The sequence below is a fragment of the Staphylococcus sp. M0911 genome (assembly GCF_003491325.1).
GTDB lineage: Bacteria > Bacillota > Bacilli > Staphylococcales > Staphylococcaceae > Staphylococcus > Staphylococcus warneri_A.
In genome coordinates this window covers 294,489-320,690 of record NZ_CP022881.1, presented here as the reverse complement: position 1 = coordinate 320,690, position 26,202 = coordinate 294,489, and the positions used below count along the sequence as shown (strand labels likewise).

The 26,202-nt window shown below is 34.2% G+C and carries 20 protein-coding genes; 1 reads left to right on the top strand and 19 read right to left on the bottom strand.

Annotation, left to right across the window (positions count from 1 at the left end):
* Positions 1 to 9: 9 nt before the first annotated feature.
* The 14 genes from ssp1_RS01425 to betB all read right to left on the bottom strand — a co-directional run bounded on the left by ssp1_RS01425 (position 10) and on the right by betB (position 17,951).
* Positions 10 to 1,146, bottom strand: a complete 1,137-nt coding sequence (locus tag ssp1_RS01425) for an FAD-dependent oxidoreductase (protein WP_075778342.1) — start codon at positions 1,144 to 1,146, stop codon at positions 10 to 12.
* A 31-nt stretch (positions 1,147 to 1,177) separates the two neighbouring features.
* On the bottom strand, positions 1,178 to 1,756 hold the full coding sequence (locus ssp1_RS01420; protein WP_075778341.1) for a PadR family transcriptional regulator: 579 nt from the start codon (positions 1,754 to 1,756) through the stop codon (positions 1,178 to 1,180).
* Positions 1,757 to 1,890: 134 nt separating this feature from the next.
* A complete protein-coding gene (locus tag ssp1_RS01415; RefSeq protein ID WP_075778340.1) occupies positions 1,891 to 2,211 on the bottom strand; it encodes a YciI family protein in 321 nt (106 codons plus the stop codon).
* Positions 2,212 to 2,247: 36 nt separating this feature from the next.
* Positions 2,248 to 3,687, bottom strand: a complete 1,440-nt coding sequence (locus ssp1_RS01410) for a 6-phospho-beta-glucosidase (RefSeq protein WP_075778339.1) — start codon at positions 3,685 to 3,687, stop codon at positions 2,248 to 2,250.
* 120 nt (positions 3,688 to 3,807) lie between these two features.
* The gene (gene lqo, locus ssp1_RS01405) at positions 3,808 to 5,307 is read right to left on the bottom strand and encodes an L-lactate dehydrogenase (quinone) (RefSeq protein WP_118828085.1); all 1,500 of its coding nucleotides are present in this window, start codon (positions 5,305 to 5,307) and stop codon (positions 3,808 to 3,810) included.
* 272 nt (positions 5,308 to 5,579) lie between these two features.
* Positions 5,580 to 6,404, bottom strand: coding sequence for a pyruvate, water dikinase regulatory protein (locus ssp1_RS01400; RefSeq protein WP_107535808.1), 825 nt, complete (start codon positions 6,402 to 6,404; stop codon positions 5,580 to 5,582).
* A gap of 1 nt (position 6,405) precedes the next feature.
* A complete protein-coding gene (ppdK, locus tag ssp1_RS01395) occupies positions 6,406 to 9,036 on the bottom strand; it encodes a pyruvate, phosphate dikinase (protein ID WP_118828084.1) in 2,631 nt (876 codons plus the stop codon).
* Positions 9,037 to 9,278: 242 nt separating this feature from the next.
* On the bottom strand, positions 9,279 to 10,868 hold the full coding sequence (gene mbcS / locus ssp1_RS01390) for an acyl-CoA synthetase MbcS (RefSeq protein ID WP_075778477.1): 1,590 nt from the start codon (positions 10,866 to 10,868) through the stop codon (positions 9,279 to 9,281).
* Between the two features lie 160 nt (positions 10,869 to 11,028).
* Positions 11,029 to 11,502: an antibiotic biosynthesis monooxygenase family protein gene (locus ssp1_RS01385; protein ID WP_075778478.1), complete on the bottom strand. Its 474-nt coding sequence runs from the start codon at positions 11,500 to 11,502 to the stop codon at positions 11,029 to 11,031.
* A gap of 35 nt (positions 11,503 to 11,537) precedes the next feature.
* Positions 11,538 to 11,747, bottom strand: a complete 210-nt coding sequence (locus ssp1_RS01380; RefSeq protein ID WP_049423144.1) for a sterile alpha motif-like domain-containing protein — start codon at positions 11,745 to 11,747, stop codon at positions 11,538 to 11,540.
* Positions 11,748 to 11,887: 140 nt separating this feature from the next.
* Entirely contained in the window at positions 11,888 to 13,276 is a 1,389-nt protein-coding gene (locus ssp1_RS01375) for an MFS transporter (RefSeq protein WP_075778479.1), read from the bottom strand.
* A 17-nt stretch (positions 13,277 to 13,293) separates the two neighbouring features.
* Complete coding sequence (locus ssp1_RS01370) at positions 13,294 to 14,469, bottom strand: M20 family metallopeptidase (RefSeq protein WP_118828083.1); 1,176 nt, start codon at positions 14,467 to 14,469, stop codon at positions 13,294 to 13,296.
* A 146-nt stretch (positions 14,470 to 14,615) separates the two neighbouring features.
* Entirely contained in the window at positions 14,616 to 16,325 is a 1,710-nt protein-coding gene (gene betA, locus ssp1_RS01365; protein WP_002452084.1) for a choline dehydrogenase, read from the bottom strand.
* A 135-nt stretch (positions 16,326 to 16,460) separates the two neighbouring features.
* Positions 16,461 to 17,951, bottom strand: coding sequence for a betaine-aldehyde dehydrogenase (gene betB / locus ssp1_RS01360; RefSeq protein ID WP_075778480.1), 1,491 nt, complete (start codon positions 17,949 to 17,951; stop codon positions 16,461 to 16,463).
* A gap of 390 nt (positions 17,952 to 18,341) precedes the next feature.
* Between betB and cudC the strand changes: the two genes are divergently transcribed.
* Positions 18,342 to 18,848 carry a choline uptake/conversion transcriptional regulator CudC gene (gene cudC / locus ssp1_RS01355; RefSeq protein WP_240328896.1) on the top strand — a complete coding sequence of 169 codons (507 nt, stop codon included), beginning with the start codon at positions 18,342 to 18,344 and terminating at the stop codon, positions 18,846 to 18,848.
* A 39-nt stretch (positions 18,849 to 18,887) separates the two neighbouring features.
* Here the strand turns inward: cudC and ssp1_RS01350 are convergent, their stop codons facing one another.
* The 5 genes from ssp1_RS01350 to ssp1_RS01330 form a co-directional block, all read right to left on the bottom strand.
* Positions 18,888 to 20,510 (bottom strand): BCCT family transporter, encoded by a 1,623-nt coding sequence (locus ssp1_RS01350; protein WP_002452081.1) that lies wholly within the window; start codon positions 20,508 to 20,510, stop codon positions 18,888 to 18,890.
* A 373-nt stretch (positions 20,511 to 20,883) separates the two neighbouring features.
* Positions 20,884 to 22,176 (bottom strand): anaerobic C4-dicarboxylate transporter family protein, encoded by a 1,293-nt coding sequence (locus ssp1_RS01345; RefSeq protein ID WP_075778482.1) that lies wholly within the window; start codon positions 22,174 to 22,176, stop codon positions 20,884 to 20,886.
* Between the two features lie 450 nt (positions 22,177 to 22,626).
* The gene (nrdG, locus tag ssp1_RS01340) at positions 22,627 to 23,190 is read right to left on the bottom strand and encodes an anaerobic ribonucleoside-triphosphate reductase activating protein (RefSeq protein WP_075778483.1); all 564 of its coding nucleotides are present in this window, start codon (positions 23,188 to 23,190) and stop codon (positions 22,627 to 22,629) included.
* A 2-nt stretch (positions 23,191 to 23,192) separates the two neighbouring features.
* Complete coding sequence (nrdD, locus tag ssp1_RS01335) at positions 23,193 to 25,037, bottom strand: anaerobic ribonucleoside-triphosphate reductase (RefSeq protein ID WP_075778484.1); 1,845 nt, start codon at positions 25,035 to 25,037, stop codon at positions 23,193 to 23,195.
* A gap of 321 nt (positions 25,038 to 25,358) precedes the next feature.
* Positions 25,359 to 26,108 (bottom strand): CHAP domain-containing protein, encoded by a 750-nt coding sequence (locus tag ssp1_RS01330; RefSeq protein WP_002452077.1) that lies wholly within the window; start codon positions 26,106 to 26,108, stop codon positions 25,359 to 25,361.
* Positions 26,109 to 26,202 lie beyond the last annotated feature (94 nt).

The following is a 26,202-nucleotide window of genomic DNA, read 5'->3' as shown; positions in this document are numbered from 1 at the left end:
TTTTATTTTTTATGCTTCATCAAAAGCTTGGTTGAAAAAATCACCAAATTTTTGTGCACTATTTTCACTAAACATTAATTCTAAGTTATCTTGTGACTCTTGTGCTCTTGGTGCCGAACTTTCATACATTGCTTCTTCATACTGTTTCAATGCCGTTTGTAAATCTTCATTGCGTTCTATAGATTTAGCTAGTAAATAAGCATCATATAGCGCCATATTAACACCTTCACCTGCAAATGGGCTCATGACATGCGCTGCATCACCAATTAAAGTAATATGTGGATGATTGTCCCATTTGAAACCAATAGGCAATTTATAAATTCTTCTACACATCACGTCATCGCTAGCATATTTGATATATTTTTTAAGATCTTCATCCCAATCAGAGAAATCTTCAAGTAATTGTTCTTTCAACTCACCTACTGATAATGCTTTGTAATCATCAAGCTTTTCACTTGGCATGCGGAATGCAACATATACTTTAATACGGCCATTACCAGTAAACTGGCCTAATATACCTTTATAATCTCCTAATGCGACTAAGCTACCATTACTATTGATTTGAGCTAAGTCTGGATGTTTATTGACAACATCGTCAATATTCAATTCAATCATTGAAATATCATTATAAGTTACATCTACATGTGCAACATCATTTCTTACTTTCGAGAACGCGCCGTCAGCACCGACAACCACGTCGAACTGTTGCACTTCATCTTCTAAAAATTGTAAAGTTACTTTACCATTATCTAATTCTGTTAAAGATTGATACGTATAGCCATATTGAATCGTATCTTCTTTAAGCTTTTCAATAATAATATCACATAGTTTACCTCGATCAATTTCAGGACGATCGCCTGTTCCTTGACCTATTTCTTCAAAATAAACAGTGCCATCTTTACCTAGCACACGTGTATCTTCCCCTTCTACACGGGCTAATGCTTGGAATCGTTCGAATATATCTGCTTCTTTCAATGCTAATTGGCCACTTTCTTCATGTATATCAAGAGAGCCCCCTCTTTTTTGATTTGAATCTGGACTCGCTTTTTCATATATTGAAACGTCATGTCCTTGTTGTTGAAGTAGCAAACCTAACATTAATCCTCCTGGACCTGCACCTATAATTCCAATTCTTTGTTTTTTCATTGAAAAGACCTCCTACACGACAACTATATCTCTATTTAGATAATTGTTCTAATTTCTCTTTTGTTTCTTTTATAATCTTATCTAACTGTTCTTTTTTATCATTGTCTTGCATAGATTCTTTTGAAGCTTTCATAAATAAATGGAATAAATCATGTAATTTTTCGCGTGATTGTTTCATTTCTTCAAAGTCTACATTTTCAAATTGTGACATGCGTTCTGAAAAATCACTATTTTCTTTGTTTTCTTCAACAAATTGTTGACCTTCTTCTGTAATTGAATACACTTTTTTATTGCCATCTTTAGTGATTGTAACAAAATCTCTGTCTTCTAACATTTGTAAAATAGGATACACTGAACCTGGACTTGGAGAATAAAAACCTTTAAATTTTTCTTCTAAATCTTTAATAATTTGATAACCATGTCTTGGTTCCTCTTTTAACATTTCTAAAATTACAAATTGTAAGTTTCCTTTTTTGAAGAATCTATCTCTACCATTCATTTGTCTAAAGTCTCCAAACTGACCTGGCCCTCTACCTTGGCCTCTATTCATGTCAAATCCTTCAAAATGTCTCATACCTCTATTTAAACGATTATTATTTCTATTAAACATGTTAATCACCTTTCTTTTTTTCGATATATCGATATACTAAACGATATATCGAAATTAGTCAACGATATATCGTTAATTATTTTAAATAAAAAATGGTACTATGATTTTTCCTTTCATAGCACCATTTGTATTAATTAATCTTCTTCTATAGGACTAGTTATCTCGATATTTTCTGGCTTACCAAACATAGGTGTCCATTGTTCTATCGTATAATCTGCCACTAATCCTTCTTTCCAAAACGGATCAGCTTTGAGTAATGACATTAATTGGTCTTCATTATTTGCTTTGAGTACTAAATACGCCTCTAATTTGCTTTTATCTTCATTTTCGACTGGACCTGATACTAATAAGTCACCAGATTCAACGAGCTGATATAAATAAATAACATGATCACGTATGTGCTGTTGCCAGCCTTTCATATCTGTATGAACAAATTTCACTAAATAATAAGACATAGTATACTCCTTTTTAATAATGCGTTATTTATATTCTTATAACCGTTCTCCATTAGATTCAATCACATTTCTATACCATTCAAAAGAATCTTTTTTCGTGCGTTCGAGTGTACCTTGTCCTTTATTATCTCTATCAACATGGATTAAACCATATCGTTTTTTCATTTCTCCAGTAGTGAAAGATACAATATCTATAATACCCCAAGGTGTATAACCCATTAAGTCAACACCATCCTGGTCGACTGCATCAATTGCGGCTTCAATATGTTCTTTTAAATATTGAATACGGTAGTCATCATGTATATTTCCTTTTTCATCCATTTCATCAACTGCACCAAAGCCATTTTCGACTATAAACAATGGAATTTGATAACGATTATATAATACATTCAATGTGAATCTTAAACCTACCGGATCAATTGCCCAACCCCAATCACTAGTTTGAATATAAGGATTTTCAACTGAATTAGGTAAGCCACCGTTCACAACGTTATCTTCTACACTACTATTACTATCATGTTTAACTACTGTAGACATATAATAGCTAAATCCAATGTAATCGACTGTACCTTCTTGTAAAATTTGGTCGTCTCCTTCAAGCCAACCTATGTTAATATTTTCTCTTTCAAACATTTTCGTAGCATAACCTGGGTAATACCCTCTAACTTGCACATCTGGGAAGAAGAAACGCATTCTACCTGCAATTTCCGCTTCCAACATATCTTTAGGATTACAACTATATGGATAAATAGGTACATGTGAAATCATTGCGCCTATTTCAAATTCAGGATTAATGTCTTTACCAATTTTGACAGCTTTGGCACTTGCGATGAGTTCATTATGTGCGACTTGATATAATACCTCTTCTTTATTATCTTCTTCGGATAATAACACACCAGAGTTTGTCCATAAAAAGAGAGGATTATTCAAATCCATCTGGTTATTAATTTCATTGAATGTCATCCAATATTTCACTTTATCTTTATAACGTTGAAATACTGTTTCTGCAAAGTGAGCGAAGAAATCTGCTACTTTTCTATTTTTAAATCCACCATATTCTCTAGCAAGGTGTAATGGCATTTCAAAATGCGATAGCGTAATGACTGGTTGAATATCATATTTTAATAATTCATCAAATAAGTCATCATAAAATTTTAGTCCTTCTTCGTTAGGTTCTTCTTCATCTCCATTAGGGAAAATACGTGTCCAAGCAATAGACGTACGTAAACATTTTAATCCCATTTCACTAAATAATTTCACATCTTCTTTATAACGATGATAAAAGTCAATGCCTTCGTGGTTAGGATAATACTTGTTTGCTTCTACTTCTTGTGTGATTTCACGTGCTTTTCCGTGTTCACCTGCTGTCATCACATCAATCACACTAAGCCCTTTTCCGCCTTGATCATAGCCACCTTCAAATTGGTTAGCCGCTAATGCGCCACCCCATAAAAAATCATTAGGTAATTTAGACATACAACATTCCCTCATTTCTTTATCTATTATATTCATTATATCAATTAGAAGTTCAAACTTTATAATAAAACAAAAAAACTCAACCAAAGTTTTTGACGCTTTGGTTGAGTTAATTTTTAATTATTTTTCTCCATAGAAACCTAATTTAAGGTCTTTAGAAGTTTGTTTGCGGATTTTTCTCATTAATTGTTCATCTTCAATTAATGATTCTCCATATGATGGAATCATTTTCTTAATTAATGGTTTCCATTCATCAGCATATTCAGCGAAGTTTTTCTCAAGAACTTCTAATGCTACAGATACTGAAGTTGAAGCCCCTGGTGATTCACCTAATAATGCAATCACTGAGTGGTCTTGTGAGTTTACTACTTCAGTACCAAACTGAATGTAACCTTTACCATGTTCTTCTGTATCTTTAATGACTTGTACACGTTTACCCGCTGTATAAACTTGCCAATCTTCATCACGTGCTTCTGGATAGAATGTACGTAAATGATTCATACAACCTTCTTTAGTCATAATCACTTGGTCAAATGAATATTTGATTAATGGTAAGTTTTTAACTGCAGATGCAAGTAGAGTTGTAATATTGTATGGTTTTACAGATTTGAATAAATCTAAGTTTGAACCATTTTTAAGGAATTTAGGACCTACGTTCGCAAATGGTCCGAATAATAATGTTCTTTCACCATCAATATAACGTGTATCTAAATGAGGTACAGTCATTGGTGGTGTGCCTGGTGGTTCTTTACCATATACTTTGGCATCGTGTTGTTTGATTACTTCTGGGTTGGTACATGCAATGAATTGTCCACTGATTGGGAATCCACCTAAATGTTTACTTTCAGGGATACCTGTTTTTTGTAATAGTGGAATTGCGCCACCACCAGCACCAATAAATACATAATCCGTTTCTTGTTCAAACACGTCACCTGTGTTACGGTTTTTAATTTTTACTGACCATTTACCATTTGATAAACGTGTAAAATCAACCACTTCATGATTATATTTTACGTCTACATTATCAGTTTCTTGAAGGTGTTGTGCCATCTTACGTGTTAATTCACCGTAGTTTACATCTGTACCTTCATCAATTTTACTTGCTGCCATGTAGCCACCATCATTTTGGCGACCTTTCATCATTAACGGAATCCACTTTCTCATTACTTCGATATCTTCAGTGTATTCGATATTATCGAACATTGGGAAAGCTTTTATTTTTTCATAACGATCTTTTAAGAATTTAACGTTATTTTTACCTCTTACAAAACTAATATGAGGTAATGGATTAATAAATGCGCGTGGATCTTCAATATTTCCTGATTTAACTAAATGACCCCAAAATTGTTTAGAAATCTCAAACTGTTCGTTGATTTCTTTCGCTTTTTCGATATCAATTGAACCATCAGGTTGTTGAACAGTATAGTTCAATTCACAAAGCGCAGCATGACCTGTACCTGCATTGTTACGTTCGTTAGAACTTTCAATACCAGGACGGTCTAAGCGTTCATACAAATGAATATTCCAGTCTGGCGCAATTTCTTTTAACATTGATCCGAAAGTTGTACTAAGTACACCGGCACCAATTAAAATTACGTCTTTTTTGTCAGACTTTGCCATGTTGTTCACCTCTCCAAAATAAATACTTACACCAGTCCACTAAAATTGCATTTTATTGACTAAATCAGGATTTAATACAATTTTTCTAACATTTCATCTCGTAAACTAGTCTTCTATTCTTATGTTAAATCAACCATTGATAAAAGTAAATTATTATTCTTTATAATAATAGAAATTGATTTAGAAGGTGATTATATTTTTTCCACAAATACATGAAATTATATATATGTCACATTAATTCACTGCGGAATAATATTTAATTTGATTATACTTTAATCATTTTGTTGTAAAAATTTCTCGATATAAAATGCTGATTCTTCTATAGATTTATATTCTGTATTAATAACGGTGGCATTTAATTTATTGAATATTTCTTCAGCATAGGATAATTCTTTCTTAATTCTATCTAAACTATTGTATGTTGACGTTTTTGAAATACCTAACGCTTCGGCACGATTTTTTCTAATATTAGCGATATAATTAGGACTTGCTGTTAAACCGAATACCTTTAACCCTTTATGTTGGAAAACACTTTCGGGAATCGTCACTTCTGGCACTAATGGTATATTCGCTATTTTATAGCCTTTATTGGCTAAGTACATACTCAATGGTGTTTTAGACGTTCGAGATACGCCAACGATTAGGGCGTCTGCTTCTCCAATATCAGTGAAGTGTTTACCATCATCGTATTTCACCGAATATTCTATGGCTTCTATACGTTTGAAATATTCTGTGTTCATTTTTCGTAATGCGCCACTTTCCATCAACGGTGTAGATTGCGTATGTTGCTCGATCATCGTAATTAATTCCGACATATAATCTATATATGATATTTGATGTTCCTTTGCATATTGATGACCAAGTGCATTGAAGGATTCACTAACCAGTGTTGTAACCACTATCGCATTTTTTTCATGTGCTAATTCTAATACATTAAGAAATTCATTTTCATCTTTAATATATGGGAACTTCTTAATTTCTATTTGGGTTAAGTCTGGAAATTGAGTTAATGTCGCATGTATCATCCGTTGTGCTGTTTCCCCTATAGAGTCAGAAACGATGTAAATCGTTAATTGTTGTGCTTGTTGTTCTTTCACATTATCTCTCACTTTCTTCAGCTTGACTCTGAGCTGTAGCTAGGATTGCTCCAGGTACACGGAATGGTGAACATGAAACATAATCAATGTCCAATTGGTTAAATCTACGTATTGATTTAGCATCTCCACCTAATTCTCCACAAACACCTATTTTAATAGACGGATTAACGCGTTTAGCATTTGTGACCGCTATGTCTATCAGTTGACCTACGCCATCATGATCTAACGTTTGGAAAGGGTCAAGCTGTAATATATTACTTTCAGTATACACATTTATAAATTTGCCTGCATCATCTCTTGAGAACCCATATGTTAATTGCGTCAAATCGTTCGTTCCAAAGCTAAAGAAGTCACAATGTTGTGCCAATTGGTCTGCAATCAAACATGCTCTTGGCGTTTCTATCATAGTGCCAATCAAATAATGTACTTTATCTTCCATAGCATTCTCTAAATCCTGAATAGTTGATACTAATTGTGATTTTAATGTTGTGAATTCTTCAACTGTAGACACAAGCGGAATCATAATTTCTGGTTGAGATGTCATACCTTCTTTTTTAAGGTTAAACACGCTAGTCATGATTGCCTCAACTTGCATTTCATAAAGTTCAGGGTAAGTAATAGCTAAGCGACATCCTCTATGTCCTAACATTGGGTTAACTTCATTCAAATCATTGATTCTTCGTTTTAGATGTGCTGTAGAAACATTTAATTGGTCTGCAACCATAGCAATATCTTCTTCTGTTGATGGTAAGAACTCATGTAACGGTGGATCTAATAGGCGGACAATTGTTGGTCGCCCAGATGACAATTTAAATATGGCTTCAAAGTCTTCGATTTGATATGTCTTGATTTTATTTAATGCTTCTACACGTTCATCATAATTAGAAGCTAATATAAATCGACGCATTTCCACAAGGCGCTCCGCACCGAAAAATATATGCTCTGTACGCACTAAGCCAATGCCTTTAGCATTAAACTGATAACCTGCTTGTATATCTTGTGGTGTTTCTGCGTTCATGCGTACTTGTAATCGTGCAATCTCTTCTGACCATTCCATAAATTGTTCGAACTCATCACTATGTTCAGCGCTAACTGTTTCAATTTCTCCCAGATATAAATCTCCAGCGCTACCATCAACTGAAATGATATCCCCTTCATGTAACATATCACCATTAGGGTAATGTACTGTTTTGTTTACTGTATCAATTTCGACATCAGAACAACCTGTCACACAACATTTCCCCATCCCTCTAGCGACAACTGCAGCATGTGATGTCATTCCTCCATGTGTAGTGACGATAGCTTCACTAGCCACCATACCTTCGATATCTTCCGGAGATGTTTCAGGTCTCATTAAAATAACACTGTCACCATTCTCTGCTTGAACTTTAGCTTCTTCAGCTGAAAATACAACTTTTCCAGTCGCTGCACCTGGACTTGCAGGTAGCCCCATTTTCGAAATAACCGTCGCTTGTTTTAATGCTTCTTCTTTAAAATTAGGATGTAGTAATGTCTCAATTGATTTTACATCAACTTGTGTGACAGCTTCTTCTTTAGTGATGAGTCCTTCGTTAACTAAATCAACGGCTACTTTAATAGCTGCTCGTGCTGTACGCTTACCATTACGCGTTTGTAATAAATACAGTTTTCCATTTTCAATTGTAAATTCAATGTCTTGTAAATCTTTATAATGCGTTTCTAATTGTTTCGTCACATTGACAAATTGTTGATGCACGTCTGGCATTTGTTCCTTCAATGTATCGATATCCTTTGGTGTACGAATACCTGCTACGACATCTTCACCTTGAGCATTTAATAGATATTCTCCAAATAATTGATTCTCTCCTGTCACAGGGTTTCTAGTAAATGCCACGCCTGTACCACTTCGTTCACCACTATTACCAAACACCATTTCCTGAATGTTCACAGCTGTACCAATATCATGTGGAATCTCATTTAAATCTCTATAGACACGAGCACGATCATTATCCCAAGACTTAAATACAGCTTCAATTGATTCTTCTAATTGTTGAAGCGGATCTTGAGGAAAGGGTCGGTGACCATGTTCTAAATAAATATCTTTATATTGTTCACAAATTTCTTTTAACCCTTCAGCAGTAATATCAGCATCAGAGTCATATTGATGTTCTTTTTTATATTGTTCAAAATATGTATCAAAATGAGTCATTGCTACGCCATAAACAACATCGCCAAACATTTGTAATAGACGACGATAGCAATCATACGCAAATCGAGCATCATCTGTTTTAGTGGCAAGTTTTTCTACATTCTCATCATTTAATCCTAAATTTAATATGGTATCCATCATACCTGGCATGGATATTTTCGCACCACTACGTACTGATACAAGTAATAAGTGATCCTGTGATGAAAAAGATTTACCTGTTCTATTTGAAAAGGCTGTTAAATGCTTATGTAATTGTGCCTTTACATCGTCAGATAAACGTTCACCTTGTTTTAAATAATCTATACAAGCTTCTGTAGTAATTGTAAAACCGTCCGGAACAGGTAAACCCAATCGTTTCATTTCTGATAAATTGGCACCTTTTCCGCCTAGTAAGTCTTTCATCGATTTTTGTCCTTCATCAAATGCATAAATCAATTTTGTCATAAGTAAGCACCTCTTTTTATTATGTCATACTAATTAATTTTGAGTATGTCATAATAAAAAGAAAAATACAAGTATGATATGAAAACGATTACGTATAGTTTTTATTTTTGACACAAATTATCTAAATATTTGTGCTAAAAACCTATAGTTGTTTTAGCCATATAATCACAAACAATGTGTCATACTAATTAAAAAAGAACCTGAGCATAGATTCAATGCTCAGGTTCTTTATACTTTATATTTTATTCATGTTCTTGATTATATTTTTCTACTTCTGCGTCTCTTAATTCCACACGTCTAATTTTACCTGAATTTGTTTTTGGCAAATCTTCTACAAATTCTATAGCACGTGGATATTTGTAAGGTGCTACTTCATTTTTTGTGAATGTTTGAAGCTCTTTAATTAGCTCGTCATCACCTGTGTATCCATTTTGAAGAATGATAAATGCTTTAACAATATTACCTCTTAATTCATGTGGACTTGCAACAACCGCACATTCTTTAACAGCAGGGTGATTAGTTAGTGCATCTTCAACTTCAAAAGGTCCAATCGTATAACCTGAACTAATAATGATGTCATCTTTACGACCTTCAAACCAGAAATAACCATCTTCATCTTGATGAGCTAAATCACCTGTCACATAGTAGTCGCCTAATCTTGCAGCTGCAGTGCGTTCTGGTTCTTTGAAATAACCTTTAAATAGTGCTGGTAAGTCTAACGGCACAGCAATATTACCTTTGACGTTTGGTTCTACTTCATTTCCATCATCATCAATAATGGTTGTGTAACTACCTGGAATGGATTTACCCATTGCACCTGGACGAGATGCTGTGTCTTTTAAGAAGCCAATTAATAATGTGCTTTCTGTTTGACCATACCCATCTCTCACCGTGATATTAAAATACTTCTTAAATTGTTCAACGACTTCTCTGTTTAATGGTTCACCCGCTGACACCGCACTATGCAGATGTTCTAAATGATAATCATCTAGATTTTGTAATTTGGCCATCATACGATATTCAGTTGGGGTGCAACATAAAACATTGATTTGATATTCTTGTAATAATTCTAAATATGTTTCTGGTTTAAAACGACCGTTATATACAAACGCTGTTGCCCCTGAACCTAAACTTGATAAGAATGGACTCCATACCCATTTTTGCCAACCTGGTGCTGCAGTAGCCCAAACAAGATCATCTTCTTTAATACATAGCCAATGTTTAGGCGCCATTTGTAAATGAGCATAACCCCAGCCATGTGTATGGGTAACAGCTTTGGGATTACCAGTAGTACCAGACGTGTATGATAAAATAGCAACATCTTCTCGAGAAGTATCAGCCGCTTCTAATTCATCACTTGCATTGGCTTTTTCTTCTTCAATTGAAATCCAATCTGGATGTGTATCACCAACAATAAATTTAGTAAGGTTTTGATATTCTTTTAAACCTTCAAATTCCTTAATAAATTTCCCAAATGAAATAACTGCATCAATTTCACCATGGCTTACTCGATATTGTAAGTCTTTGGTACGTAACATTTCAGAACTTGGAATGATGGCAATACCTAATTTTAATGCTGCGATATATAATTCATATGTAGCTATAGCTCTAGGCATCATGATTAATACTTTATCACCATATTTCAAGCCATGCTTTTTGAAAACATTACCTACTTTATTCGCATTTTTTATCAACTCTTGATAAGTCACTTCAATATGATCATGTTCTGAATCTCTGTAAATAATTGCTTTTTTAGTTGCATCTGTAGCATATTGTTCTATTGCTGATGTAATATTATACTTTTCAGGTGCAAGTAAATCTGTTTTTTGCATATTTTTACTCCCTTTCCATGTCATTCATTTTAATTTTATCAAATGTATTATCATATTGGTATATTTTACTCTTTATTGACGGATGACCAAACTATTATGACTTTCATAGTTATCAAAAAAACGATACAGAATTAATTTCTGTATCGTTTCTTTATATATGTTAAAAAATATCTTCGTAATTTAGAAATTGATTGGTCATATCTTCAAGTTCTATTCTAATATTATATGATAATTCACGATTTACGATTAGGTTATCTACCCCACGTTTTGTTCCACGCTTACGATGTGTTTGCGCGTATGCTGATGACTTTTGCCAATCGTAAAAAGCTTGTCTCGATTGCCATAAAGTCACTATAATATAATGTTTATGTTTCGCTTGAGGTCTAAGAAAACGTAACGCTTTAAATCCCGGTACATCTTGCAAATGCTTTTGACGTCCTAAAAATTTATCTTCAAATTGAGTTTCTTTATCTTCATTGACAAATAAATGATTGAGCACACAAAATGTATCATTTGATAGCTCATTGATCGATTCTAAGATGTCATAATACTGAGCATCATTATTTTTTTCAATCATAAATGTATCTTCTGATTCGTTCATTTTATATGTTTTATAGTAATCATTTAATAACATGTTATACCTTCATCCTAGTTCATTTTTACATTTATTTATACAGCTTGTTCGTATAATGAGAGTGATCTTTTAACTATTTCTAATTTTTCATCATCTAAATTAGATACTTGATTAAAATATAATAATATATTGTCAGCTAGCTTTTCTTCTTTGGGAAACTGTATATCTTTATCTACCCATGCTGCAAGTTCACCTAGAGGTGTTTGGTCCCCTGTAAATCCTTGTATAAATTCATAAAACGTCACGTTATCACCTCATCTTACTTATTGCTACTATACTATCACGAAATGCGTCATAAAACATCACTATCAATCAAATAGTATTAAATTTTTTTAGTTTTCAAAATTATACCAACTCATATGTAAGCCTATAAACATAAGTGATATTATTTTGAACGATGTGTTAATTTTGGCAAAGCTAAACAAACAACTAAAAATGAGCTTAATGCCATTAAAGCATTAAACCAGAAGCTTATCATAGCACCAGTAGCAATAGAAGATGTACTTGCTGTTACACTATAAATGGTACCAGCTAAAGTAATACCAAATGCGCCACCTAATGATGATGCCATTTTATATATACCTGCTGCCACACCGACTTCAGATTCTGCACAATTGGAAATAGCCGTATCTGTAGATGGCGTTGCAAACAAACCTAATCCCAATCCAAATAACAGATATCCTAATATACAGGCTACAATGTAACTTGTAACTGAGAGCATAGTCATCGACATGAGTAACACGCCTAACATGGTTGTAAACGTACCAAGCAACATGGGTTGTCTTGGCCCTACTTTTCTTAATAGCATTTCGCCAACTCTTATCATTGAAAGCACAGCAACTAAATATGTGATTGATAACATACCTGCCTTAAAAGCAGAAAAGCCTAATCCTTGTTGTACAAACGTATTTGCAACAATGAGTGTACCTGCCACTGTATTTAATAAAAAGTTAGCTAACGTCGCAACCGAATATAATCTATTATTAAAAAGATTAAAGTCTATTAATGGATGCGTGTATTTTCTTTCAAAATAATAAAATACAATGGCCATCATAATGCAAAAACATATCAAGCATATGATAAATATAGACAACCATCCCATCTTCGAACCTTGCGTAATGATGATATTAATACATAGCATAATTAATACAAGTAATCCTACACCTATAACATCAAAGCGTTTCTTCTCATTCCCTTGATGTGCAGTTGTTTCAGGCGTGCCTTTAATAAGAAACAACGCTGTGAGTGCTACGATAATGGAAAATATAAAAATATATTTCCATCCTAAAAATGTGGTCACTACACCACCAAATATGGAGGCTAATCCTGAACCGCCCCAAGACCCTATGGACCAAAAACTCAATGCACGTTGTCTATCTTTACCGTGATAATATGTTTTAACTATTGCCAAAGTCGCCGGCATAATAGCTGCTGCTGACAAACCTTGAATCGCTCTTCCTATTAATAGCAACGGAACAAAAGATGTTGCAATAACAAGTAATGACCCTACGATATGAAGCCATAAACCGATATTCGTTAATTTAACGCGTCCATATGTATCAGCAAGACCGCCAGCACCTACAACAAACATTCCACAAAAGAGTGCTGTTAGGCTGACGGCTATACTGATTGTCTCCAATCGGCTATGAAAGGTTTGTGTCAATGTCGGGATCACGTTAACTAATGATGTCGCAAATAACCAAAATGTTAATACCGATAATACGATACCAATTAATAATCTATTATTACCTTTAAATTCTTGTTGTTGATTCATAGTTGTATTAAACTCCTTTAATTCAAGTAATCGAGCACGACAGTTCCTACTGCTTCAGCTGCAACTAACATAGAAGATTCACTAATATTAAATTTAGGATGATGATGTGGATAAATTTCACCATCTTCAGGTGCTGCCCCTGAATAAATAAATGTACTTGGCAATTCTACTGCATAAAATGCAAAGTCTTCAGAAGGGGGTTGTGGTTCACATTCTTCAACACCTTTAATATCATTGTCTTCTGCATTATTAATTGTGTCTGCAACGTAAGATGTAAATTCCGGATCATTATATAAGGCAGGATAGTCCTTATTAAATTCAAAATCGCATGTCACACCGAATGTACTTTCTAATCCTTTAACGAGACGCGTTAATTCTTTTTCAATTGTATCTCTAGTATCATCTGTTAACGCACGCACGTCACCTTCAATTTCAATACTATCTTTAATAACATTAAATTGCCCCTTACCATCAAATGAACCAATTGTAACAACACCTGTTTCAAACGGACTTAAGCGTCTAGACACCACAGTTTGTGCTGTTGTCACAAAGTTAGCACCCGCAACAATCGCATCATTTGCCATGTGAGGTGATGAACCATGACCACCTTTACCGTGTACAGTAAGTTCGAAATACGCACGTCCTGTTTGAACAAATCCTTCTTTATAAAAGACTTTTCCAGCTTCCATTGTACTCATCACGTGTGCGCCTAATACATGATCAACGCCGTCTAAGACACCATCTTTAATCATACCTTGTGCACCACCTGGAGGCATTTCTTCAGCTGGTTGGTGAATAACAACAACTTTACCTTTAAATTGGTCTTTCATTTCGATAAGCGTTTCAGCCAAAATTAACATATATGCAGTATGTGCGTCGTGACCACACGCATGCATAACGCCTTCGTTCTTAGAGGCGAATGGTAACCCAGTTTCTTCTTTAATTGGTAACGCATCAAAATCAGCACGAATCGCAAGTGTTTTACCAGGCTTACCACTATCAATCGTTACTTTCACACCATTTTGTCCTATATTCGTTTCTACTTTACAATCTTTGTCTTTGTAAAAGTCTGCGATATATTTAGGCGTTTCTACTTCTTTAAATGATAATTCAGGATGTTGATGAAGATATCTTCTAATCTCAATCATTCTATCTTCTTTTTCACGTAGACGTTCAACTAAAGTATTACTCATAAAATCCTCTCCTTTTATCTATATTATAATACGATATGCCACTTTATTGTTGTGTCACACTTTACATTGTTAAAGATATGATTATGACAATATAAAAAATCACTTCGATATGAATCATGTCATACCGAAGTGATTGATTGAAAAAATTAATGTTTATAAAATGGGTCGTTTTCTTTAGCGCCAGCCATTTCATCATGAACACCATGTTTATAATAATCTACATACTGAGGTTCTAATGGTTTTCTACCGCGAATAATGTCAGCAGCTTTTTCAGCTAACATTAAAACTGGTGCATGAATATTTCCGTTTGTTGTTCTAGGCATTGCTGAGGCATCAACAACGCGTAAATTTTCCATACCATGTACTTTCATTGTTAGTGGGTCTACAACTGCCATTGGATCTGATGCAGGTCCCATTTTCGCACTGCATGAAGGATGTAACGCTGTTTCACCGTCTTTACGTACCCAATCTAAAATTTCTTCATCTGTTTGAACAGATGGTCCTGGAGAAATTTCTCCAGCATTAAATGGATCCATCGCTTTTTGAGATAAGATGTTTCTTGCAACTCGAATAGCTTCTACCCATTCACGTTCATCTTCTTTTGTTGATAAATAGTTAAAGATGATACTTGGTTTTTCAAATGGATCTTTAGATTTAATTTTCAAGCTACCGCGTGAATTAGAGTACATTGGTCCTACGTGCACTTGGTAACCATGTGCGACAGGTGCTTTTTGACCATCGTAACGTACTGCAATTGGTAAGAAGTGGAACATTAAATTAGGATAATCCACTTCATTATTTGAACGTACGAAACCACCACCCTCAAAGTGGTTAGAAGCTGCAGCACCTTTACGTGCGAAAATCCATTGTAAGCCGATAAATGGCATACGTTTAATATCTAAACTAGGCTGTAATGATACAGGCTCTTTACATTCATGTTGAATATAAACTTCTAAGTGGTCTTCAAAGTTTTCCCCAACACCAGGTAAATGAACACGAGGTTCAATACCTTTAGATTTCAAGAATTCTGAATCACCAATACCTGATAATTGTAATAATTGTGGCGTATTGAAAGCACCGCCAGATAAAATAACTTCTTTGGCATTAATTGTTCTTTCTTTACCATTTTTCTTGTAAGTGACACCCGTTGCTCTTCTACCATCGAAATTAATTTTAGTTACAAATGCTCTTGTTTCCACATCTAAATTTTTACGTTTCATAGCTGGACGTAAATAAGCTCTTGATGCTGACATACGGCGTCCATGATGTACTTGACTATCAAATGGACCGAATCCTTCTTGACGGAAACCATTCACGTCAGGTGTTTTATGATATCCTGCTTCAACACCTGCATCAAAGAATGATTTGAACAATGGATTTGTTGCTGGACCACGTTTCAATTTGATTGGGCCATCATGTCCTCTATATTTATCATATGGCGCTGAACCATATGTTGTTTCTAATTTTTTAAAGTATGGTAAGCAATGTGCAAAGTCCCAAGTTTCCATACCTTCAGGTTCTGCCCAACCTTCATAGTCCATTGGGTTACCCCTTTGATAAATCATACCGTTAATTGAACTTGAACCACCTAATACTTTACCTCTTGCATGGTCTACTTTACGTCCCATATGTGGTTCTTCTTCAGTTTGATAAATCCAATCATATAATGGATTACCAGAAGGGAACATTAACGCAGCTGGCATTTGAATAAATAGATCCCAGAAATAGTCACTACGTCCCGCTTCTAATACTAATACATTTTTATCTTTATCTTCACTCAATCTTGCACCTAATACTGATCCTGCACTACCGCCACCAATAATGATGTAATCGTATGAATCGTGTTTTCTACTCATCACGTATAACCTCCGAAATCAATTTTTGTTTGTATACATCTCTTTCATTGTTATCTTGAATGGTACTGATATATGTAAGAGGTCGAGCAACCCATATAACATACGTCACTCTAACCTCTGTTTCATTATTATGTTTTATTTACTGAAAAAGTTAACTGGTTCTGGATTAGTGTTTGTTAGAATGTGTTTAGATGTTAAATACTCTTCTAAACCTTCTTTACCAAGTTCTCTGCCGATACCTGATTGTTTATATCCACCCCATGGTGCTTGTGCGAAATATGGATGGAAATCATTAATCCATACAGTGCCTAGCTTTAATTTGTTAGCAACACGTTGTGCTTTACCGATATCTTTACTAAATACAGCACCAGCTAATCCATAAATAGAATCATTAGCTAAGCGAATGGCTTCTGCTTCATCAGAAAATCCTTCTACTGTAACAACTGGTCCAAATACCTCTTCTTGTACAATACGCATAGATGTATCGCAATCCGTAATTACAGTTGGTTCAAAGAATAAGCCTGCTTGTAAATCTTCTCTTTCAGGACGTTTACCACCAATAGCGATTGTAGCGCCATCTTCTTTGGCAACTTCCATATATTTCTCAATTTTATCTCTATGTTCTTTTGAAATCACTGGACCCATTTCTGTTTCATCATCAAAACCATTACCAAGTTTAATTTTGCTAACACGATCGATGAGTGCCTTTTCAAAGTCCTCTTTAATGTCGTTATGCACTAATATTCTTGAACCTGCTGAGCATACTTGTCCTGCGTGGAAATAACCACCATTCAATGCTTGGTCAACTGCTAATTCAAAATCTGCATCATCAAAAATGATATTTGGATTCTTACCACCAAGTTCTAATGCTATGTTCGTTACATGGTCTGCTGCTTGTTTCATGATATGTTTACCAGTCTTAATACCACCTGTAAATGATACAAGATCCACTTCTTCGTGACCTGACATCACATCACCAATTTCTGAACCAGCACCTAAAACTAAGTTAATTGTACCTTTAGGGAAACCTACTTCTTCCATCAATTCGAATACTCGAATCGTTGTTAATGGCGTAATTTCACTTGGTTTCATAACAAGTGAACATCCAGTTGCTAATGCTGGCGCGATTTTCCATGATGCTTGTAATAAAGGATAGTTCCAAGGTGTAATTTGTGTCACCACGCCTACTGGTTCTTTAACGACTTTACTTTCTGAATTAGGAATTGGCGTATTAATTATTTCGCCACCGTCTTTATCAGCTAATCCCGCAAAATACATAAATACATTATGAATATCATCCATATCTGCATAAGATTCTTCTAACGTTTTACCTGTATCTAATGTTTCTAATTTTGCTAATTCTTCACGATGTTCTTTGATTTTATCTGCAATGGCTCTTACTTTTTGACCTCTGACTTCACTTGTTTCTGAGGACAACTCACCATCTTCAAATGATCGTCTTGCCGCTAAAATAGCGCGTTCTACATCTTCTTTTGTTCCTTCAGCTACCGTGAAAATAACTTCTTGATTATAAGGATTTATTATCTCTCTTGTATTTTTATTTGAGCTATCTACCCATTCACCATCAATGAATTGACGATTTGACAAGCGCTTTACAAGTTCCATCAAAATACCTCCGTTAAGTTTGTTAAATTTTTATTTAACGAATTTTACAGAAATATGTTAGCATATAAAACGAAAACATGTCAAAAGGTCTGAAGAATAAAGAATCACTCTTAATTTTATTAAGTTAGTGATTCTTACGCACTAGCTTTAGCTAGGGTGTTCCTTTTGAGCTGATTCAAACAGCGCACTTACAACGAGATAAAACAAAATAATTTTTCTAAAACCTTGCTTTTCATTTTTTTAAATAAAATTATATAATTGATTAGCATATAAAAGATGAAATCATGTTAACTTTATGTTGAGACGTGGTAAAATGAAATAATTCTTTTTGGAGGTACAGTCATGACACGTTCGGAAAACTACACATCTCAAGTCGAATAAGCCAAAGACTTGGTAATTAATTCCATTGGTGAAACAATGGACTTGTATGGCATTAATCGTAGTGTTGGTAACTTATACGGTATCATGGTGTTTGAAGGAAGTATGACACTAGATGAAATGAGACAACAACTGCAAATGAGTAAACCTAGCATGAGTGCAGGTGTAAAGAAACTACAAGAATATGACATCGTTAAACAACAATTTACAAGAGGTAGCAGAAAGCAACATTTCATTGCTAAAAAAGACTTCTTTACTTTCTTCCGCAATTTCTTCACAAAAAAATGGGAACGAGAAATCGATACAAACATGGAAGCAGTTAAAGATGCTGAAGCTATTTTAAATCCTCTCTTAAACAACAGTGATTTAACTGATGAAGAAAGACAAGATATTGATAAAGTGAAAGCACAACTCGATCATTCAAAGGTGTATTACGAATGGTTAGCACAACTTAGCGAAGCTTTAGAAACAGGAGAAATCTTTAAATACTTCCCTATTCCAGAACACGAAGATAAGTAAAAGGCTAAAGGATATCAATCCTTTAGCCTTTTTAATATGTTATAAATTATCGTCTTGTTCTTCTTCTTTCACTTGAACAATTCGTAGTGAACGTCTTTCAACCTCTTTTAATTTCTCAGCACGTGTTTCTAATTTGATTCGATCTCGTCCTAAAGTAATCAAGAATGAGACCATCATAAATATAAATATGACGATTAATGGTACACTCGCAAGTATCGATGCAGTCTTAAGTACATCTAGTGCACGTTCCCCACCCACTAACATTAGTGAGAATGGCAATAAACATAACGCAAATGCCCAGAATAATCTGTTCGCTCTTAATGGCTCCCCAATCACTTTCTTTTGAGAAGCAGCTGCTAAAATATAAGAACCAGAATCAAATGTTGTCGCTAAGAATAAGAATGCTGAAATTAAGAATAAGACAATCGTTATAGTTGGGAATGGTAAATGATGCATTACCTCAATGATAGTCGCTTCTGTACTGTGATGATTTAAGAAATCAACCACATTAAATTGACCAGAAATTTGTAAATAAACGGCATAGTTACCAAATATACCAAAGAATAATGCACAACCTAACGTACCATATATCATTGTACCAAGAACGACTTCTTTTAGAGTTCTACCTTTTGAAATTCGAGCAATAAATAAACCAATAAATGGTGCATACACTAGCCACCATGACCAATAGAATATCGTCCAATCTTGAGGGAAATGTGTCTCTTTACGATGACCGATACCACCAAATGGCTCAACCCAAGTGGCCATATGGAAGAAATCTCGCATCATGTTCCCTAATCCAGTCACTGTAGTTTCCATAATAAATACAGTTGGTCCAATAATGAAGACAAAGGCTAATAAGATAAATGATAACCATACATTGACGTCACTCAGCTTTTGAATCCCTTTTTTCAATCCTGTATATGAACTAATGGCAAATATAACTGTGATAGTTAATAAAATAATTGAACGCATTATCATATTCTCGCCATTCAGACCAGTAAGTCTTTCAATACCTGCTGATATTAAAGGTACACCTAAGGCAAGTGAGGTCGCTGCACCGCCTAATAATCCGAAGATAAATAAGATATCAACAAGTTTACCTACAAACTTATCTGTTTGTCCTTTTAATATAGGTCTACACGCTTGGCTAATTTTATATATAGGTTGTTTTTTAACGAACACTAAATAACCAATTGGTAATGCTGGCAATACATAAATCGCCCATGCAATCGGACCCCAGTGGAACATTCCGTATTGCGTCGCATACTGTAGTGCTTCATCGGACATACTTTTAGCGCCATTAGGTGGCACTTGATAATAGAATGCCCACTCAATTACACCCCAATATAGAATATCTGAACCAATACCTGCACAGAATAACATGGCTGCCCAAGTAAATGTGTTAAATTCCGGCTTGTCACTCGCTCTACCTAGAGTAACATTACCGTATTTACCAAATGCTATGTATAAAACGAAACAAAAAATAGCTAATCCTAAGAATAAATAAACAGAACCAATCGAGTTAGAAATTGCACTATTGATATCTGTAATAATTGTCTCACTTGCTTTCGGGAAAACCATCATAGGTATAACAGCTAAAAGTAACACTATGACTACACCTATAAAGGTCGTCCAGTCCATAACTTTTTCTTTTCTCAATCGTGATCCCCCTAATACTAAATGATTTATGAATCTTGATGTTCTTAAGTTCCACGTTCAAATATAATTGATTCACAAAATTGACAATAACGAACATTTAATAATAATGCAAATTACATACAAAGAAATACAATCCCAATATTGAATAATTATATAATTTCTGACGATTATTCTTTCACAATCAATTGTTGTGACAACAGTGTTAAATTTAGATTTAACGAATTGAACAAACTTAACTTCATTAAAACTATGAATTTTTATGCATACAAATAGAATTTTTATTTATTTCAGTTTCTTTTAATAAATGGGCTTTATTACAACAAAAAAACTATCTCCCACTTAATTCGTGAAAGATAGTTGATTTCATTACTTGTTAGTATCCTAAAAATAATTTTAATGTAAAACCAATTACAACTGAGGTGATTATGACAAAGAATCCCGGAATAATAAAACTCGTAGGCCTTGTTCTGCCCGTTTCGTCCAATTCAACTGCAAATAATAAAGTAGGTTGTGCTGGAATCACAAAGTTAACGTTAAGCGTCTGAACCATGGCGACAAAATATAAGGGCGGAATGCCTAGACTCATAACAATTGGCACCATAATGGATGCAGTCGCTGTTTGAGAAATCACGATCATCGCTACTACTGATACGAGAATGATGACTAGCCAAGGTACACTGCTAATGGCTTGGCCAATATCATTTTTTAATATTTTCAAATTATTAGGTGCATTAAATATAGTAGCGCCTAACCAACCAGGACCTAATACTGCAAACAATGCACCAAATGCTGATTGAGAAATATGTGACGTTAGAATATCTGACGTATTAATTTTTGATAATAATAGATTAATGGCAGCACTTAAATACATAAAGAATTGTACAATATCTGTCATTTCAACATTGACCGTTTTACCATTTACATTAAAAGATGGCATTAAATGAGGGAATATCCCAAATGTTAATATACCTAACACACATATCAAGAATGCTAATACACCGAATTTCACATTTTTAGAAAATTCACTAGGTAAAGTCTCTTCTGGCAGTTCAACTAACTTTTGTGATGATATTGAATCATTTTTGCCAACAAATGTGCAGAATACGCTTAATAAAAGCATACTCAAAATCGCAGTTGGTAATACGATACTTAAATATTTACCCATAGAAATATCGTAACCAGCTAATACAGAAATAATATAAGCTGTTGCTGATGCAGCCGGACTACATAAAAGTGCTAAATTCGCAGTGAGTACTGATGCAGTAAGTGCTTTTTTAGGTTGTATGTTTGCTTTTTGAGCTGTCTTAGCAATAATAGGTTCTAATGATAAAGCAATATTGGCAGTACCAATACCAAAGACAAAGACAAACACAATCATTGGTGCAATAAAAATAATTGATTTTGGGAATCTCTCGATGATTTTAGATGCAATATATACAAGGTAGTCTATACCGCCAGTAGCTTGCAACGTGCCACCTGCAATACCTATTGAAAGAATAATTAACACAGCTGTGACAGGTGCCGAACCAGGTGGTAATTGAAAGCCAAAAATCATAATCAGTTGCGCTACAATGGCAAATATGCCACAACCAAGTGCTCCGGCTGTTCTTAAACCTAGTAACACCGCTAAAACCATAATCATAATTTCTATTATAAACAGTAGCAATTTAGGAACTCCTAACTCTCTTATGATGTTAATTTTTAGTAACATTGATATTTTATCACTTAAACATGTGATAAGTATATATTTTCATATTTGATTACAAAATCAAAAGTATTATTTCATCAATCAAAACGAGTCTTTAAGACTGATATATCTAGTATTTCAACATCGTCAAAAATTGTTAACAATTATAAATTAGATTTACATCAAAAAAATATATGAGCAACACTACACATTGTAGTTATTGCCCATATGATTCATTGTCTTATTATTGTTGTGTTTTACGTGCTTGTCGACGTTTTTTATAAATCGTTTCTTCAATAATGGAACCTACGATAAGACCAATGGCAATCATCCATTTACCTATTAATAACCACATACTGTCTCACCTTCTCTATATTGAATCTTTACTCTTATAATTACATTTCCCTTTTATATCGATTTATAACATGATTAAAAACTGTGACTCGTCGATGGACCACTGTAAATGTATTCACACAATTGGTGTCGTTGCAATGATGTATTGACATCAATCACTCTTTGATTTAAAGAACCTTTGTAAGGTAGATTAGGACGATATAACTGAGTGATAAACATGCCATCAACTAACACATCTACATATTCTAATAATTCAAAACGTAGCCACTTATCTTGTGAAAGATATTCATATTGAAACCCAGTCCAAATCCATATTGTTTTGGTCTGTCCAAATCTTTGTCGAAATGCTTGCACGAGTCTCAATGTCACATCTAAATTACAAAAGGGTTCGCCTCCTAAAATACTTAAGCCACTAATATAACCCGGTTCACAATATGAGAGAATCTCTTGTAATATTTTTTCTGTAAATGGTTCACCATATTTAAAATGTTGTGCCGCTTTGTTATAGCAATCTAGACATTGGAATGGACATCCCGAAACATACACACTACACCGTACACCCTCACCGTCTACAAAGCTATGTGTTTCAATTTTGGCTATATATCCCTGTCCATGTTCTATTCCTAATATAGATGTCATGATTAAGATTCCTTCATATGTTTCACACGAGCACACATTTCTTTATGACGTCCTTCAATCACAGGTCTTTGTACTGGATTACCTAAATAACCGCATGTCCGTTTAACAACATCGACCGTTTCAGGGTTATCATTACCACATTCTGGACATTGATAGCCTTGTGGTGTTGATTTAAAATCTCCATCAAATCCACATTCATAACAGTGATCTATTGGAATATTAGTACCTAAATATCCTACCTTATCATAAGCATAATCCCATACCGCTTCTAGTGCTTTAATATTATGATTTAATTTAGGATACTCACAATAATGGATAAAGCCACCACTCGCATAATAGGGATAATCTTTTTCAAAATCTAATTTTTCAAATGGCGTAATATCTTTTCTTACATCATAATGAAATGAATTTTGATAATAACCTTTACTTGTAATATCTGGAATATCTCCAAATCGTTCTTGATCTAAACGGCAAAAGCGATCAGTCAATGACTCACTAGGTGTACTGTATATACTGAACCAAATGTCATATTGTTTTGTCCATTGCTTTTGCAGACGTTGCATTTCTTTTAATATTTCAATTGTAAATGCTTTGGCTTCATCATTATGTTCCCAATTAGGACCATAAAAGACTGTAGCAGTTTCATATAATCCGATGTATCCCATGGAAATCGTAGCTCTTTTATTCTTAAATAGCGCCATTACATCTTCATGATCATCGAGTTTATATTTAAACGCACCGCTTTTATATAAGATAGGTGCATTATTAACTGTCGCTTCTTTTAATCGCTCTATTCTATATACTAAAGCATCGTGCATCAACGTCATTTTGTGATAAAAAATTTTCCAAAACGTTGTCATGTCACCTTGTGATTCAAGCGCGATTCTTGGTAAATTGAGAGTAACAACACCTAAATTGCAACGGCCATTATTTTCATTTTCACCTTGTTCATTACGCCAACTTGGTAAAAAAGATCGACATCCCATCGGCGCTTTAAAATCGCCTAATAGTTCAACGATTTTGTCGTAATTTAATATATCAGGATACATACGTTTTGTTGAACATTCTAACGCAAGTTGTTTAATGTCATAATTAGGATCATCTTTTTTCAAATTAATACCATCTTTAATTGAAAATACTAATTTAGGGAAAATGGCTGTGACACGATCTTTACCTAATCCTTTAATTCTCGTTTTCAATATCGCCTGCTGTATTTTACGACTTAATGTATCTGTTCCTAAGCCAAATCCTAATGTGACGAATGGTGTTTGACCATTAGAGGTATACAGTGTATTAATCTCATACTCCAAACTTTCAATGGCGTCATTAATATCTTTAGTAACTTGTTGCTCTACATATGTTTCTAGGTGCTCAGCTTTAACATAGGCCTGTGCTACTTCACGATGATGTCGCTCATTATATTGTGCATACTCACTCAATAATTCATCTACACGATCCACTGTACATCCACCGTATTGACTACTAGAGACGTTCGCAATAATTTGTACAAGTTGTGCTGATGCTGTCTGAATCGATTTTGGAGATGTAACATTGGCATTACCTATTTCAAAGCCATTTTTCAGCATGCTTTTTGCATCAACTAAGCAACAATTTGTTAATGGTTGAAATGGGTGATAATCTAAATCATGAAAGTGAATGTCACCATTTTGATGCGCCTCAGCAATATGTTTAGGCAATAAATAATTTAAAGCATATGATTTTGAAACAATACCTGCCGTTAAATCGCGCATAGTCGAAAAGGTATTGCTATCTTTATTAGCATTCTCATTTACGATAGTTGGATCCTTCTCAATCAAACCCGTTAATGATTGTTCTAGTTGATTCATCTTACCACTCTTTTCTATATATAGTGTTTATTTAAAATTTAAAGCACAATATATAGTATTACAATGTATAATCGATGACTTAACTAAACTGTCATAAGTTTATTACTAATTCATGAACAACTATAAAAATAATCATTCAATTTTTGAAATCATTGTTTTGAAAATTGAAGTATGTCAAATAATAATAAAACCCCATGGAGGCAAGAATTTAATCACAACCCTGACAAATATGTCACACACATTCAAAATTTAATCCAAAACAAAAAAAGAACTCAAAATAATATTTAATATTATTTCGAGTTCTTATTTGAATATAAATCATTATGAAATGTAGTTGTATGAACCAGCTTGGCTAGCTGAAATTGTACGAGTTGAAACGTTACCTGGTCCACCATTATAGTTCATTTCTGAAACTTTGATTGAACCATCACTATTTACATTTTCAACATAGGCAACGTGACCAAATGCACCTTGTGATGTTTGCATAATTGCACCTTGTTTAGGTGAATTACTTACATTATAACCATCTTGTGCTGCTGCGTTTGCCCAGTTACTTGCGTTACCCCAATTAGAACCAATTTTACCGCCAACTTTGTCATATACATAATAAGTACATTGACCAGCAGTATACGCATTTGAACCAGAACCTGATTGTCCAGAAAATGCAGTTGAGTTATTTGAAGATGGCGCATTTTGTGTAGTCACTTTGATGTTTTTATCTGATGTTGAATAATCAGCACCTAATCCGCCACCTTGATTATTGGTATTGTCAGTTGTGTAAGATTGTGTATTTTGATTATTGTTTGTAGCGTTATTTGAATTGTAGTTTTGAGTAGCTTGGTTACCATATGAATAACTATTGTTATTGCCTTGTTGTTGGCTAGGACTCCAATTACCTTTCCAATCATAGTGGTAGTTACCTTGTTGATCAATCGTATATGTGTATTCATATGAATAAGGGTCATTAGGATTATATCCGTTATTGTTTTCTGCTGCATCTGCATCATGTTGCATTAAACCAAATGTTGCGAAACCTGCTGTTGCAATTGTAGCTGTAGCGATTTTTTTCATTTTAAATATCCTCCTAAGAATGATAAAGCTTTTTTGATTACTATCTCGTGGCTACCTTCAATTTTCTATAAACATATAAGTTTTTTCTTCGTTA